This is a genomic window from Planococcus sp. SE5232 (assembly GCF_050686535.1).
Lineage (GTDB): Bacteria > Bacillota > Bacilli > Bacillales_A > Planococcaceae > Planococcus.
In genome coordinates this window covers 429,545-441,993 of the sequence record NZ_JBOGCP010000001.1, presented here as the reverse complement: position 1 = coordinate 441,993, position 12,449 = coordinate 429,545, and the positions used below count along the sequence as shown (strand labels likewise).

14 protein-coding genes and 1 riboswitch are annotated in these 12,449 nt (G+C 45.9%); of the genes, 3 read left to right on the top strand and 11 right to left on the bottom strand.

Annotation, left to right across the window (positions count from 1 at the left end; all coding sequences use genetic code 11):
* Nucleotides 1-82: 82 nt before the first annotated feature.
* The 4 genes from ACRC6Q_RS02075 to ACRC6Q_RS02060 all read right to left on the bottom strand — a co-directional run bounded on the left by ACRC6Q_RS02075 (nucleotide 83) and on the right by ACRC6Q_RS02060 (nucleotide 3,263).
* Nucleotides 83-328, bottom strand: a complete 246-nt coding sequence (locus ACRC6Q_RS02075) for a hypothetical protein (protein ID WP_223641126.1) — start codon at nucleotides 326-328, stop codon at nucleotides 83-85.
* A gap of 119 nt (nucleotides 329-447) precedes the next feature.
* The gene (locus ACRC6Q_RS02070) at nucleotides 448-1,614 is read right to left on the bottom strand and encodes a TraB/GumN family protein (protein ID WP_431465698.1); all 1,167 of its coding nucleotides are present in this window, start codon (nucleotides 1,612-1,614) and stop codon (nucleotides 448-450) included.
* Between the two features lie 132 nt (nucleotides 1,615-1,746).
* Complete coding sequence (gene ypfJ / locus ACRC6Q_RS02065; RefSeq protein WP_431465697.1) at nucleotides 1,747-2,592, bottom strand: KPN_02809 family neutral zinc metallopeptidase; 846 nt, start codon at nucleotides 2,590-2,592, stop codon at nucleotides 1,747-1,749.
* 59 nt (nucleotides 2,593-2,651) lie between these two features.
* The gene (locus tag ACRC6Q_RS02060; protein WP_431465696.1) at nucleotides 2,652-3,263 is read right to left on the bottom strand and encodes an SAM-dependent methyltransferase; all 612 of its coding nucleotides are present in this window, start codon (nucleotides 3,261-3,263) and stop codon (nucleotides 2,652-2,654) included.
* A 105-nt stretch (nucleotides 3,264-3,368) separates the two neighbouring features.
* Nucleotides 3,369-3,547: riboswitch (Lysine riboswitch) on the top strand.
* Nucleotides 3,548-3,676: 129 nt separating this feature from the next.
* Here ACRC6Q_RS02060 and dapA point away from each other — a divergent pair.
* A complete protein-coding gene (gene dapA, locus ACRC6Q_RS02055) occupies nucleotides 3,677-4,567 on the top strand; it encodes a 4-hydroxy-tetrahydrodipicolinate synthase (protein ID WP_223641152.1) in 891 nt (296 codons plus the stop codon).
* 47 nt (nucleotides 4,568-4,614) lie between these two features.
* Here dapA and ACRC6Q_RS02050 read toward each other — a convergent pair whose 3' ends face one another.
* The 6 genes from ACRC6Q_RS02050 to ACRC6Q_RS02025 form a co-directional block, all read right to left on the bottom strand.
* Nucleotides 4,615-5,454 carry an STAS domain-containing protein gene (locus tag ACRC6Q_RS02050; RefSeq protein ID WP_431465695.1) on the bottom strand — a complete coding sequence of 280 codons (840 nt, stop codon included), beginning with the start codon at nucleotides 5,452-5,454 and terminating at the stop codon, nucleotides 4,615-4,617.
* Between the two features lie 121 nt (nucleotides 5,455-5,575).
* Nucleotides 5,576-6,514 (bottom strand): GGDEF domain-containing protein, encoded by a 939-nt coding sequence (locus ACRC6Q_RS02045; protein ID WP_431465694.1) that lies wholly within the window; start codon nucleotides 6,512-6,514, stop codon nucleotides 5,576-5,578.
* A 13-nt stretch (nucleotides 6,515-6,527) separates the two neighbouring features.
* Nucleotides 6,528-7,328 carry an alpha/beta fold hydrolase gene (locus tag ACRC6Q_RS02040; RefSeq protein WP_431465693.1) on the bottom strand — a complete coding sequence of 267 codons (801 nt, stop codon included), beginning with the start codon at nucleotides 7,326-7,328 and terminating at the stop codon, nucleotides 6,528-6,530.
* 281 nt (nucleotides 7,329-7,609) lie between these two features.
* Nucleotides 7,610-7,879, bottom strand: a complete 270-nt coding sequence (gene rpsN, locus ACRC6Q_RS02035; RefSeq protein WP_431465692.1) for a 30S ribosomal protein S14 — start codon at nucleotides 7,877-7,879, stop codon at nucleotides 7,610-7,612.
* Between the two features lie 48 nt (nucleotides 7,880-7,927).
* Entirely contained in the window at nucleotides 7,928-8,077 is a 150-nt protein-coding gene (rpmG, locus tag ACRC6Q_RS02030) for a 50S ribosomal protein L33 (protein ID WP_142826743.1), read from the bottom strand.
* Nucleotides 8,074-9,207, bottom strand: coding sequence for a GTP-binding protein (locus ACRC6Q_RS02025; RefSeq protein ID WP_431465691.1), 1,134 nt, complete (start codon nucleotides 9,205-9,207; stop codon nucleotides 8,074-8,076). Before ACRC6Q_RS02025 ends, rpmG begins: the two co-directional genes overlap by 4 nt.
* A gap of 334 nt (nucleotides 9,208-9,541) precedes the next feature.
* On the opposite strand from ACRC6Q_RS02025, the gene ACRC6Q_RS02020 reads away from it, so the two are divergent.
* Together ACRC6Q_RS02020 and ACRC6Q_RS02015 are read left to right on the top strand one after the other, a co-directional pair.
* On the top strand, nucleotides 9,542-10,363 hold the full coding sequence (locus tag ACRC6Q_RS02020; RefSeq protein WP_431465690.1) for a YsnF/AvaK domain-containing protein: 822 nt from the start codon (nucleotides 9,542-9,544) through the stop codon (nucleotides 10,361-10,363).
* Nucleotides 10,364-10,507: 144 nt separating this feature from the next.
* On the top strand, nucleotides 10,508-11,230 hold the full coding sequence (locus tag ACRC6Q_RS02015) for a DUF2382 domain-containing protein (protein ID WP_431465689.1): 723 nt from the start codon (nucleotides 10,508-10,510) through the stop codon (nucleotides 11,228-11,230).
* Nucleotides 11,231-11,792: 562 nt separating this feature from the next.
* Here ACRC6Q_RS02015 and ACRC6Q_RS02010 read toward each other — a convergent pair.
* A complete protein-coding gene (locus ACRC6Q_RS02010; RefSeq protein WP_223641177.1) occupies nucleotides 11,793-12,419 on the bottom strand; it encodes a Yip1 family protein in 627 nt (208 codons plus the stop codon).
* Nucleotides 12,420-12,449 lie beyond the last annotated feature (30 nt).

The following is a 12,449-nucleotide window of genomic DNA, read 5'->3' as shown; positions in this document are numbered from 1 at the left end:
TTTTGTATAACAATTGTATAACTGTGATTTTGAAAATGCTAGTATAATGCACAGAAAAACCGGATGAAATTTCCATCCGGTTCTACAAGCTCTGCATTTTTTGCTGTTTCATTAGAAAAGCGGCAATAAACAACACCAACGGCAACAGAATACACAGTCGGAACCAAATTCCTTCTCCACCCATAAAAATGAGCAGCATCGGTGGCAGCAAAGCGATTCCGCTCCAGGCAAGTGCTTGCCATGACTTCCTCCAAAGACCGACAATTGCCAAGACAATTCCACCAATGACAAGCGACCATAAGACAATCCCAACTAAAAAGAAGCCCACCTTTTCGCGCCTCCCCATTCGTCAATCTTCTATTTAATCTATACCCCTTTTTGAAAAATAAACATCATCCAGTAAAAAAAAACCGGACAGCAAATTCAGCTGTCCGGTTGAAAAATCGATTATAGATTCTGGAAAAACAAGCGGATGACATCTATACCGCCGATGACATTACCGGCCGCAGTACCAATATTGGTCAACACGACGACCAGCAGGACACGCGTTACTTTATTGTCCCAAAATCCTTTGAGCGTAAAAACGTCTTTCGACAATGTCTGGAAATCTCCGACATTCGGCCGACGGATATAGGCTTGCGCAAGTCCGGAAAACCAGCCTGCGGCCAAAAGCGGATGCAAGGCGCCGATCGGTCCGCCTACAAAAGCGGTCAGTATGGCCAACGGATGGCCGAATGCTGCAGCGGCTCCAATAGCTCCGAGACAAGCTGTCCATAAAATCCAGCTGACGGTCTGATCAATCCCAGCTGCGGGATTGTTCATGAATGTAATGGCGATCATGGCGACAAGAGCCAATGGAATGGCCCAGCCGATGATTTTCGGCCACTTCGATTTCGGTGGAACTTTTGATAATTCCGCCAAATCATGTTCGTTGTGGACTTCCTTGATAATCCCCGGAATATGGGCAGCACCGAGGACTGCGACAACTTTTTTGCCCGGTGCTTCTTTGATTTTCTGTGCCAAGTACTGATCCCGTTCATCGATCAGCGGTTCTTTCAATTTAGGGAAGGACTGGGTGAAATCATCCATGACAGCATTCAACGTATCCTGGGACTTCATCTTTTCCAGATCCTCTTCCGAAATCGTCTCTTTGCTGAAAATGCTGAAGAAGACCGAAGTCAAGAGCTGTGCTTTCCCCATAAAGCCGATATTTCCCCAGATGCGTGAAAACGTGACCTGAATATTGCGGTCAGCCAGCACCAATTCCGCGCCTGTTTCTTTGGCTGACGCAATTCCTTGGATCATTTCCTGGCCAGGCTTGATGCCGAACTGATCTGCCAGCCGATTCTGAAACGAGGAAATCGCCAGGTTCATCAGCAAAAGACTGGCTTTCTTGTCTTTGATGACTTTAAAAATGTCCGTTTCTTTCCACTTACTGCCTTGTGTGACCGATTCATAGCGCTGTGCATCCAATTCGATGCACACTGAATCGGGCTGCTCAGCTTCAATGACCTCTTTCACCTGTTCCGCACTGAGCTTGGAAACGTGTGCCGTACCGATCAAGATCAATTCTTTATCGCCGTATTCTATGCGTGTAATATTATCTTGCGTCATGTTGTACTTCCTTTATAGAACTGAATTTCTTTTCAATTATAGATGAAAAGACTGTCTATTCTTTATAATGAATCACTACAGCGAAAATATCAATGCCGCACCCTTGGATTTCTGCCAAAAAGCGCTTCGGAATCACAAGTCAGTTGCATTGAAGGTATCGCCTTCTTTGAGATTTCCCGCCTGAAAGCCTTTATAGAACCAGCGCTGACGTTGCTCGGAACTGCCATGGGTAAAACTTTCCGGGACTACGTAGCCACGGGAGCGCTGTTGGATTGTGTCATCCCCTACCGCGCTTGCCGCTGTCAACGCTTCCTCCAGATCGCCTTCCTCTAAATAACCCATTCCCTGGGCGTGATGTGCCCAGACACCGGATAGATAATCCGCCTGCAGCTCCAGGCGAACCTGTATTTTATTGTATTCTTCTTCACTTAACTGGTTGCGGAGAGGCTGCACTTCTTCCATGACGCCAAGCAGATTTTGGACATGGTGCCCTACTTCATGCGCCACTACATAAGCCATGGCAAAATCACCGGGGGCCTGAAACTGATTCTGCAATTCATTGTAGAAGCTCAAATCGATGTATAGCTTGTAGTCGCCGGGACAATAGAACGGACCGACGGCGGCACCTGCCGTTCCGCAGGCTGACTCGACGCTTCCGGTATACAGAACAAGGGTCGGTTCAACGTACTCCATGCCTTCTTCTGCAAATACTTCTGTCCAAACCTCTTCGGTATCGGCCAAAACGACCGATACGAATTCAACCAACTCCTCTTCTTCCTGCGTCGCTACATACGGCTCGTTTGAAGTTGTTCCGGCCGATCCGCCTAATTGATCCAGGATAACGCCCGGGTCGCCGCCCAAAAACGCCACCAGCAGGACAATCAAGATGCCGCCGATGCCTCCTCCTGCAACCATGGCGCCGCCTTTCCCTCTTCGGTCTTCAACATTTCTGCTGGCTTTTCTGCCTTTCCATTCCATATAGGGTCCCCCGCTTCAAATTTGTTTTTAGTTAAAGCATACCCATTATCGCTTGTCTTCTAATCCATATGTGGCAGCCGGTATATTAAAAAACGTTCGCGTGGCTCTTTATGGAAACCGAGCAGCTGAATTTCCGCCACTAACTCAAAGGCCGTACTGTTTTCCAGGAAATCACTGTATTCCTGTGGAGGAAAAAACAAAAACAGTTCCACCATCCGCGGATTTGTTTCGACAGAGCGCAAAACCTTATTAATAAAACTGATGAATACCTGCACTGAGAATGGATTGAAGAAATAAAATTTATTGTCCCGCGCATCGATTGGATAATCCTGTGCCAGGCAATTATAGAAGGCAATGCTCTGCTCAGCGCTTTTATGTTTTTTTGCATAGTTCTTTTTGTTTTCCAAAGCTTCGGCGTAGAATTCCGGATTCATCTCAATGCCCGCACTTTCCACACCAAATAGATGATGGGCATAAAAATTCAGCCGCCCTTTTCCAGACCCAACATCCACCAGCCGGTCTCCAGAAGACAAGCTGTACTTATCGAACAGCCTGTCCAGAAGCTCATAAGGAGTTGGTTCATATCGGTTATGGTGCAGGGAATCCGTGAAACCCTGCTGATTTCCTGCAGTGGCAATATTCAGCCGGCGGTCATGTAGCTGTTCGTTCATCCGAACCCCTCCTTTTTCATAAGATTTTACGTTTTTCGTCTTGCAATTGACAAGAAAATTTGTTATAGTACAGCTAATTAAATATTTCTTGCTCCAGCTTTTATGGAGTAGGATAGAGGCGCAAAAACCATCAGTACGCAAAACGAGGATGATGAGATCCATTGACGTTTGCCGAAAGGGGGATTTGCCGAAGTGGCGGAAATCTCATTTTTCCGTGCGCTGGGTCTGCATTCAATAAATGCAGGACTGTCATATAGGAAACTATATGGAGGGCTATCTGATGCACAGGAACGAATGTTAAACATTGTTTCTACTGCAGCAACGGGACCCCCTCGTTGCTGCTTTTTTTGTTTATTCCTGACTGGCCCCTCACCTCTAAGTTTCGACAAAAATTAGAAAAGGGTGTGTTCATTATGAATTTCGGCCAAGTAATTACAGCAATGGTGACGCCGTTCGACCAACATGGAGAAATCGATTTTCCGGCAACACAAAAACTGATAGAGCATTTGATCGCAAACGGTTCAGACGGCCTTGTCGTCGCAGGAACAACAGGGGAATCCCCAACTTTATCGACAGAGGAAAAAGTGGAGTTATTTGAGTTTACCGTCAACACAGTCGCCGGACGGATTCCGGTAATTGCAGGAACCGGTTCCAACAATACACGAGCTTCCATCTCCTTGACGAAACAGGCTGAAGAAACAGGCGTTGATGGGATCATGCTGGTCACGCCTTATTATAACAAGCCTTCACAGGAAGGCATGTTCCAGCATTTCCAAGCGATCGCCCAGTCTACAAGCCTGCCGGTCATGCTGTACAACATCCCAGGGCGCAGTGTGGTCAATATGTCTCCAGAAACGATCATTCGCCTGTCCAAGATCGACAATATCGTTTCTGTCAAAGAAGCGAGTGGAGACTTGGACGCTGCTGCAGAGATCATCGAAAAAACACCGGCTACATTTTCTGTATACAGCGGCGACGACAGCCTGACCTTGCCGCTGCTGTCAATTGGCGGTACTGGCATCGTCTCAGTTTCCGCGCATATCATCGGCAACGATATGCAGGACATGATCACCAGCTTCAAAACAGGCGATGTGAGCACTGCTGCTGCTATCCACCGCAGACTGGTGCCGACGATGAAAGCATTGTTCGCTGCACCTAATCCATCTCCGGTCAAAGCGGCACTTAACATGAAGGGGGTGGATGTTGGCGGTGTACGCTTGCCGATGATTCCATTGACCGAAGAAGAAACTGTCACTTTACGCAAGTCATTGCCTGACCTGCATTCTGAAGCTGTAACTAACTGACTACTAAAAAAACGCTGGAGCCTAAAGGCTTCAGCGTTTTTTTAGGGTCAATTAATTTTCATCTGATGAAGCACGCGCTTCAAACTGCCGCCGATCTCCAAGTCCTTCAAATCGACTCCGATTTCCGTGAGTGTCCGGGCAATTTCCGGACGGATGCCGGTCAGAACCGAGCGTACCCCGACAAGCTTCAGCGATCGGATGATTTTGATGATCTGCTCGGCTACCATCGAATCCACTCTCACCACTCCCGAGAGGTCCACAATCAGCACTTTGATTTTCAGTTCATTTGCGGCAAGCAAAGTCTGTTCCAGTATATAGCGCGCCCGGTCAATTTCAATGCTTCCCACTAACGGTAAAATCGCGATCTGGTCACTGACAGGGACGACCGGTGCGGAAAGTTCGAGAAATTCTTTTCTTGCCAATTTCAATTTCCGCTGATAAGAGGCCGTGTAGGCTTGGGTATACGAATAAGCTGCATGATCCAGTAGAGAATGGAAAAATTCCATGACATTAAAAAGAAGCTGAAGTTCCATGTCTTTTCGAACCGCTTCCGTTTTAATGATTGTTCCGATATGTTTGCGGTAAAGTGATGTTTCTGCGAGCGCTTCTTCAAGCGACCTTCCCGTTTCAAGAAAAAAGTTCCCTGTCTTTTCTCCCCATTCTTGAATATCCGCGTAGACTTTTTGTACATCACAACTATTGCTGATCGACTTTCCGATAAGTTCCACAAAATCGATTCGAGTCTTATTGACAATGTCGATAAAAGCTTTGTTCATTTCAAGCTGCTCCATGGGAACATCCCGGACCGCTTCTTCATGAATCAACTGAGCGATCAATTCTTTATCCGCTGACACCCGTTCACCAAGCAATCGATTCTTATTTTCCATCATTACCCCCAAAGGTGAAGATATTTTCATATGCCATTATTATAGCTCTTGAGCCGGTGATTGTAAGGAGTTTTCCGCATAAAAAACCACCCGTTTTAAAAACGGATGATTAGCTCAGCTTTTATTCGATTCCAAACACACAGTTTCTCCCATTGGCCTTGGCTTTATAGAGAAATCCATCAGCCCGCGCCAACAGGCTATCCACTCCATCTCCAGCTGCATAAGCTGCGGCACCGATGCTGACCGTGACCGGCACGTGCTGCCAATCAGCTGTTTCCATAAGATTGCATAAAGTATTGCCGAGTTTAAGGCTTTCCTCTATTCCGGCATCCGGCATGACCACCACGAACTCTTCACCACCGAGACGCGTTACAATCCCTTCAGGTCCTACTTCCGTTTCCAAGCGCCAGGCTAATTCCTGCAGCACGGCATCCCCCATCGGGTGTCCATATGTATCGTTGACTTGCTTAAAATGATCGATGTCCAAAATCAGGACAGCCACTTTTCTGCCATTTTCCGCCTGCGCTAAAAACTCAGCGAGCCTTTCTTCCAAGTAGCGGCGGTTTTTCAAGCCTGTCAGCTGATCTGTCGTAGCCAACTGCTGCAGTTTCCGGTTAAGATCCATCAGCTCCTGCTGTTTGCATTCCACTTCAGCCAGTAAGGCCTGCAGTTTTTCATAAGCTTCTGCTGTTTCCCGGTTGATTTGTTCTGCATTGCGTTTGGCCAGCAGCAACTCTTTTTCATATTCTCCTCGGACGCTCATCTGAATCAAAGCACATTCATAAAATCCGTCTCGTTCTGCCGTATTCATCAGCACAGGCATTGGACCCTCGTCACTTTTCAAGGTCAAAAACATTTCATTTACCGTCCCGTGCATTTTAATGGAGGGAGTAAAATAGGTCTGGAAATAAACCCGCGAAGCGATTGTCAATAAATCATGCATATGCTGTGGATTCTTTACCCCGGTCATCTTCTGCAGCGTTTTGTTCATTTCGACGATACGCAAGTCCTGGTCCAGAACTAAATAACCGCAAGGCGCCCTATCGAGTTGCTGTTCCACTGTATCCACTCCTCTATTGTTCCAGGTATGCCTTGATGTATTTGACCGTTTCTCCTGAATCACTCAGGTGTGGATTATGGCCCACAGCCTCCATAGTGATCATTTGGCTGCCCTTCATGTGATCGTGGACATATTGCCCAACTTCAAGCGGCGCAATCGCATCGAACTTCGGCTGGAGAATCAACGTAGGAACTGTTACTTGATCCAATTTGTCTCGGAGATCCGAAGTAAATGTCACTTCCGCGAATTGCCGGGCAATCAGTGGGTCATTCGAACACAACAGTTGCTCAAAATCCTCCGCCAGCTGAGGGCGCTCTTCATTCTGCATAACCACAGGCGCCAAATATTTGGCCCATTCCTTGTAATTGGTTTCCATCATATCCAGCAGTTCATCAATATCACTGCGTTCAAATCCGCCATTATAGCCCGGTTCATTCATATAATAAGGAGATGGTCCGATCATAATCATTTTCTCCATCAATTCCGGACGCTCAATTGAAGCCAGCATGCCGATCATGGCACTGACAGAATGCCCCACAAAGATTATTTCCTTAATCTCCAGCCCGTCACAGACATCCAACAGATCCTGTTTATAGCCGTTCAATGTGCTGTAGCGTTCTTTTGAATAAGCAGCCTTATCACTATTTCCCGAACCGATATAATCGAATGTGACGACACGGTAGTCCCCCTCAAAATCCTTAATCGTATTGTTCCAAACCTGCTGATCACAGCCAAAGCCGTGTCCAAACATTATTGTCTTTTCCCCTTGGCCCGTGACCCGAACATTATTACGCTTTAAAACATCCATTCCCATTACGTTTCTTGCCCCCTACGAAGATACCTATTGAAAGGATTAATATATTATTTAAAAGTAAAATATAACCTTATGATAGCATCAATAGACTCCTTTAACCGGGTATTACCTAAAAATATTCACCCTACTTCGAAAAATCCATTCCTTTGAATCAGCTTCTTATACAACTAATAAAAGCAGCAGACTGGCGTCTGCTGCTTCCGAGGATATGGAACTTTCTTGAGCTGATCCAACGGCTCTTCTTTTAATGCCTTTAGAAGGATAATCTTAAAAAAATCGCCTCACCAGCTGGCCTTCTTCACACCTGGAATCCGGCCATTATGTGCCAACTCCCTAAACACGATGCGCGACATCCCGAATTTACGCATAAAGCCACGCGGTCTTCCTGTCACTTCGCATCGATTGTTCAGACGAACCGGAGACGAATCTTTCGGCAAATCAGCTAAGGCCTGAACATCGCCTTTTTCCTTCAATTCTTGCCGCAGCTCTGCAAATTGTGCAACCATGGCCTGTTGCTTATGATGACGTGCAATTTTCGATTTCTTTGCCATTCTTTTTCCTCCTAAAAGTAATGATGATCATTTGGATTTTATAAAAAATTATTTTGTCTCTCTGTGAATCGTGACCTTTTTTAGACGCGGACTGTACTTTTTCAATTCAATACGTTCCGGATTGGTCCGCTTGTTTTTTGTTGTGCTGTAATTCCGGTCCCCGGTTTCTGTACATGCTAATGTAATATTGACTCTCATCTTTTTTCCTCCTCAAGTAGTTGAAATGCTGGAAGTGGGTCATAGAATGTTTTCCAATCCTGTGCAGTTTCTTCATCCGTCAGCAAACACAGATTCAGCCTGCTGACGATGTCCGCCTGGTCCATATCAATACCAATGAATACCAGCTCGGTCATTTTCACTCCTTTTTCCAGTTCCCATCGGCCCGCATGCTCAATGCCGAGTGATGGTCCAGCCTGGGACAGCAAAACAGCCGACTCGGTTCTTGTCGCCAACCACAAAAATCCTTTGGCGCGGACAATTTCCACCGGCCATTCCTTGACCCAATCCATCAGCCGTTCCGGATGAAACGGTTGCTGGCTCCGGTAAACAAATGAAGCTATGCCGTATTCCTCGGATTCTGGAATATGCTCTTCATTCAGTTCTTTGATCCACCCCGCACTCTGACTCGATTTAACAAAGTCGAATAAACCGGTGTTCACTACATTTTTCAAAGCCACTTTCGAATGCTCGGTTTCAATTATCTGCGCATCCGGATTTAAAGTTGCAAGCAGCTCTTTCAATCGCCCCCGCTCCTCTGGGGCCACCAAATCTACTTTGTTCAATAAAATGACATTAGCAAACTCTATCTGGTCAATCAGCAAGTCTGAAATTTCACGGACGTCTCCTGCCGCTGCTTCCTGCTTTCTTTCGAGCAGTGATTCCCCCGATGCAAAATCCTGCCAAAAAGCATAGCCGTCCACTACGGTGACTAAAGTATCCAACCGACAGCTTTTCGTTAAATCAATTCCCATTCCATCATCCATATATGAAAAGGTCTGAGCTACTGGAAGTGGCTCGCTGATTCCCGAAGATTCGATTACGATGCAGTCGATGTCTCCACGAATAACCAACTTCTCGACTTCCTGCATAAGATCTTCTCTCAACGTACAGCAGATGCACCCATTCTGCAGCCGAACCAGTTTTTCCTCTGTCTGTGAAAAACTCCCCCGCTCTATTAAATCTGCGTCTATGTTCACCTCACTCATATCATTGACAATCACCGCCATTTTCAACTCTTCTCGATTATTCAACAGATGATTCAATAAGGTCGTTTTGCCGGCTCCCAAATAACCACTCAAAACTGTAACTGGAACAATTTCCCCCACCATGCCACACCCTTTCTTTAAAGCCCTTAAATAGTAATGATTACGTTTTATATTGTATTAAAGAACGAGTGGTAAAGCAAGCCTTTATTTTTTAGTCTTTCAACCAGCTCCGTCACGGCAGGAATAATATTCTCCGTACATTTATTTTCGACCTTGTTTCACACGTTATCGCTTGTTCCACCAGTCTTTCTGTTCTACTTCACCAAACGAACATTGTTAGGAAAGAGAGTCCTTTCTACCTTTACTGGAACTTGCGGTGTTTATTCCGAAAAGCAACGGGGTAGATTATGATTACCTTACTTTACAGGTGATTTATCACTATTAGGAGGAATTGACCATGACAAACAAAGGAACAACATTCATTCAAGCATATGACGTACAAGCAGAGGTTCTGCATAAAATCGGTGAATTGAAAGCACAAGGGTACAACGAAGAGGATATGTATGTAATTGCGAAGCATGACGATCAATTATCCATGGTTCAAGGCCAGACGGATGTCCATTTGAATACGCAGCAAGACGATAACATGATGGGCAAATTCAAATCCTTCATTTCCGGAGAAGATTCCACTCGGGACGCCTTCACGCAAATGGGATTAGGAACCGGCGAAGCGGACGAATATTACCGCCAAGTGGAAAATGGCAAGCTCGTGCTTTATGTCAATAGCGATTATGGTACATCCTACAAACCATACAACGGCACTCAAACCGGTGCCGAAACAGCCAGTACGACTTCTGCCGGAAGCCCTGACGAAGAAGAACATCTGCGTCTTCACGAAGAGCGCTTGAGCGTCGACAAGGAACGCGTGCAGACAGGCGAAGTGAATGTCGGCAAGCATGTTGTGGAAGAGCAACAGACCATCGAGGTTCCTGTGGAACGTGAAGAAGTTTATGTAGAACGCCGCCCGGTAAACGAGGACGTAAGTTCCACAGGCGGCGGATTGACCGATAAGGGTGCTTATGAAGACGGCGAAACCATCCATATCCCACTTTCCGAAGAACGTCTGGAAGTCACCAAAAAAGATGTCGTCAGCGAAGAAATTGTCGTCGGCAAACGTAAAGTACAAGATACGGAAGTTGTAAATGAAACCGTGCGCCGCGAAGAAGCGGATATTGATGAAAACGTAAAGTCCAAAAAAGATGATCGCAATTCATTTTAACGAGCAGTAAAAGGCGCCTCCGGATAAAACTTCCGGAGGCGCCTTTTTGTAGTTTCCAACGTTCAAGGTTTATAGGGTGCACAGCCTCGGGTAAATAGACCTTAATGAAGTTATATTGGTGCCACTGACATGGGAGGATTGAGCATGGAGAAAAAAGGAAACAAACTGGTCGGCCTTTTTGATGCGCAAGCAAAAGTATTGATCAAAGTCGGCGAATTAAAAGCAGCAGGATACGAAGAAGAGGAACTGTATTTGGTAGCGAAGCATGACAAACAGATCGACTTGCTGATCGATTACACGTCTGTCCATGTCGACACACAGGATCGGGATAATTTCAAAGGCAAAGTCATCGCCTTCTTAGCCGGGGAAGACATTACAAAAGACGCCTTTAACCGTATGGGACTGGACGAAAAAGAAACGGATTATTATTTCCAGCAGGTCGAAAGCGGCAGGCTTCTTCTGTACACCCACAATATGCCTGCAGTTGCTCCTCAACCGGAGACAACCACTTCACCCGAAGCCAAAAATGATGCTGCACTCTCCACCGATGAGGAAGAAGACAAAGAAATCCGCGTGCCAGTGGAACACGAAGAAATTGATATCGACAGGCGTCCCCTCCCTGCGGAAACAGCTACCGGAAATGAGGAGCAGGTGCTGACACCGAAACAAGCCTACGAAAAAGGCGATGCCATCTACATTCCGCTTTCCGAAGAGCGCCTGGATATCGGCAAAAAGAACGTGGTTCGTGAAGAGATCGTCATCGGCAAACGAAAAGTCAAGGACGTTAAGGTCATCAACGAAACCGTCCGACGGGAAGTGGCCGATGTGGAAGAGAATGGGACTGTCCGTAAAGTGGACCAATCATAATAAAACAAGGCAGCCTTTTCGTAATGGATTCCATTGGGGGTACAACCCCCATCTTCACCCATACAATCGCACTATATTTCGCACATCCATCAGAGTTTAAAATGGACCTCAACTAACGAGAAACTCTGAAATTCAGATGATCCTCGGTGGAGGTTCTTTTATTTTTCGTACATGTTTCATTTTCCAAAAGGCGCTTTGAAATTTATGGTAAAGTGTAAAAAAGGGGGATGTGCAATGGGATGGATGCTTATTATTGTGATAGCTTATTTACCGATTTTTTATAGAATTCATAAACGGATTGAACACCTGGAAAGTGAAGTAGAGAGATTATCTAAAAAACGGCCAAATTTATAAACGCCTAGCCGAAGATCGGTTAAGCGTTTTTTATGATTGCAAAGAGCTCCACCTGTGAACCAGGAAGGCTTTATTGAATTGGTGGTTCTAAAGACAAAAAAGAGACTAATTCATAGACGAATTAGATCTCTATTTATAATGCCATTTGTGTTTTGTACGTTAAAACAGAATCCCTTAACCTTTCCAGTTGCCTTGTTTTATTTAAATTCTATAGAACGACCATTGCAATCACCGCGATAATAGCTGAGATCGCAATAATGACCAGCACAATTGGAATAAGGATGATGAAGAACCCTTTCCAGGCAGAAAGTCTGTGCGCTTCCCCCACTGCTTTGCACTGGATAACGAAAGTCCAGATGGAGACAGCACCTAAAATAATGAAGAAAATTACAGACAGCAGATCTGCCTCTGCAAACGGAAGTTCACCCGGCTGCAGGAAATAGGTTTCGGGCAGCAACAGCATCCACAAAAGGATGACCGGGATCAACCAGATTTGCGGAATCTGCCCCGTCAATATTGCACGGAACATTTCTGAGTAACTGGCTTCGCCTTTAAATAATTTGCCGACCACCAGATAGATGCCTGCTCCAATCGCCGTGCTCACCATAACACCGATCGGCCCAAAGAAGAGCGACAGGAGTATAAGTCCCGGCACCGGAAACAGCTGTTCCGAATCCAGGCTGCTGAGAAGTCCGCCTGCGAAGCCTGCCAGCACGATTAGCAGAAAGATGAAGCCCGATGTTTTTTCCTCAATAACGCGCCGGACGACTGCGCGAGGCCGCGTCCAAATTGCCGTAAATGGATTGATGCTTTCATAACTTTCTGTCTTGTTCAATCTAATTCCACCTTTTTTATACTGCTTCTA

Coding starts and splice junctions, on each gene's coding strand:
- ACRC6Q_RS02060 (WP_431465696.1), bottom strand. CDS start 3,263: ATGAACGAACAGCTACATGACCGCCGGCTGAATATTGCCACTGCAGGA.
- ACRC6Q_RS02025 (WP_431465691.1), bottom strand. CDS start 9,207: ATGGTGGGGGAAATTGTTCCAGTTACAGTTTTGAGTGGTTATTTGGGA.
- ACRC6Q_RS02040 (WP_431465693.1), bottom strand. CDS start 7,328: ATGGGAATGGATGTTTTAAAGCGTAATAATGTTCGGGTCACGGGCCAA.
- ACRC6Q_RS02020 (WP_431465690.1), top strand. CDS start 9,542: ATGACAAACAAAGGAACAACATTCATTCAAGCATATGACGTACAAGCA.
- ACRC6Q_RS02070 (WP_431465698.1), bottom strand. CDS start 1,614: ATGACGCAAGATAATATTACACGCATAGAATACGGCGATAAAGAATTG.
- ACRC6Q_RS02015 (WP_431465689.1), top strand. CDS start 10,508: ATGGAGAAAAAAGGAAACAAACTGGTCGGCCTTTTTGATGCGCAAGCA.
- ACRC6Q_RS02050 (WP_431465695.1), bottom strand. CDS start 5,454: ATGGAAAATAAGAATCGATTGCTTGGTGAACGGGTGTCAGCGGATAAA.
- rpsN (WP_431465692.1), bottom strand. CDS start 7,879: ATGGCAAAGAAATCGAAAATTGCACGTCATCATAAGCAACAGGCCATG.
- rpmG (WP_142826743.1), bottom strand. CDS start 8,077: ATGAGAGTCAATATTACATTAGCATGTACAGAAACCGGGGACCGGAAT.
- dapA (WP_223641152.1), top strand. CDS start 3,677: ATGAATTTCGGCCAAGTAATTACAGCAATGGTGACGCCGTTCGACCAA.
- ypfJ (WP_431465697.1), bottom strand. CDS start 2,592: ATGGAATGGAAAGGCAGAAAAGCCAGCAGAAATGTTGAAGACCGAAGA.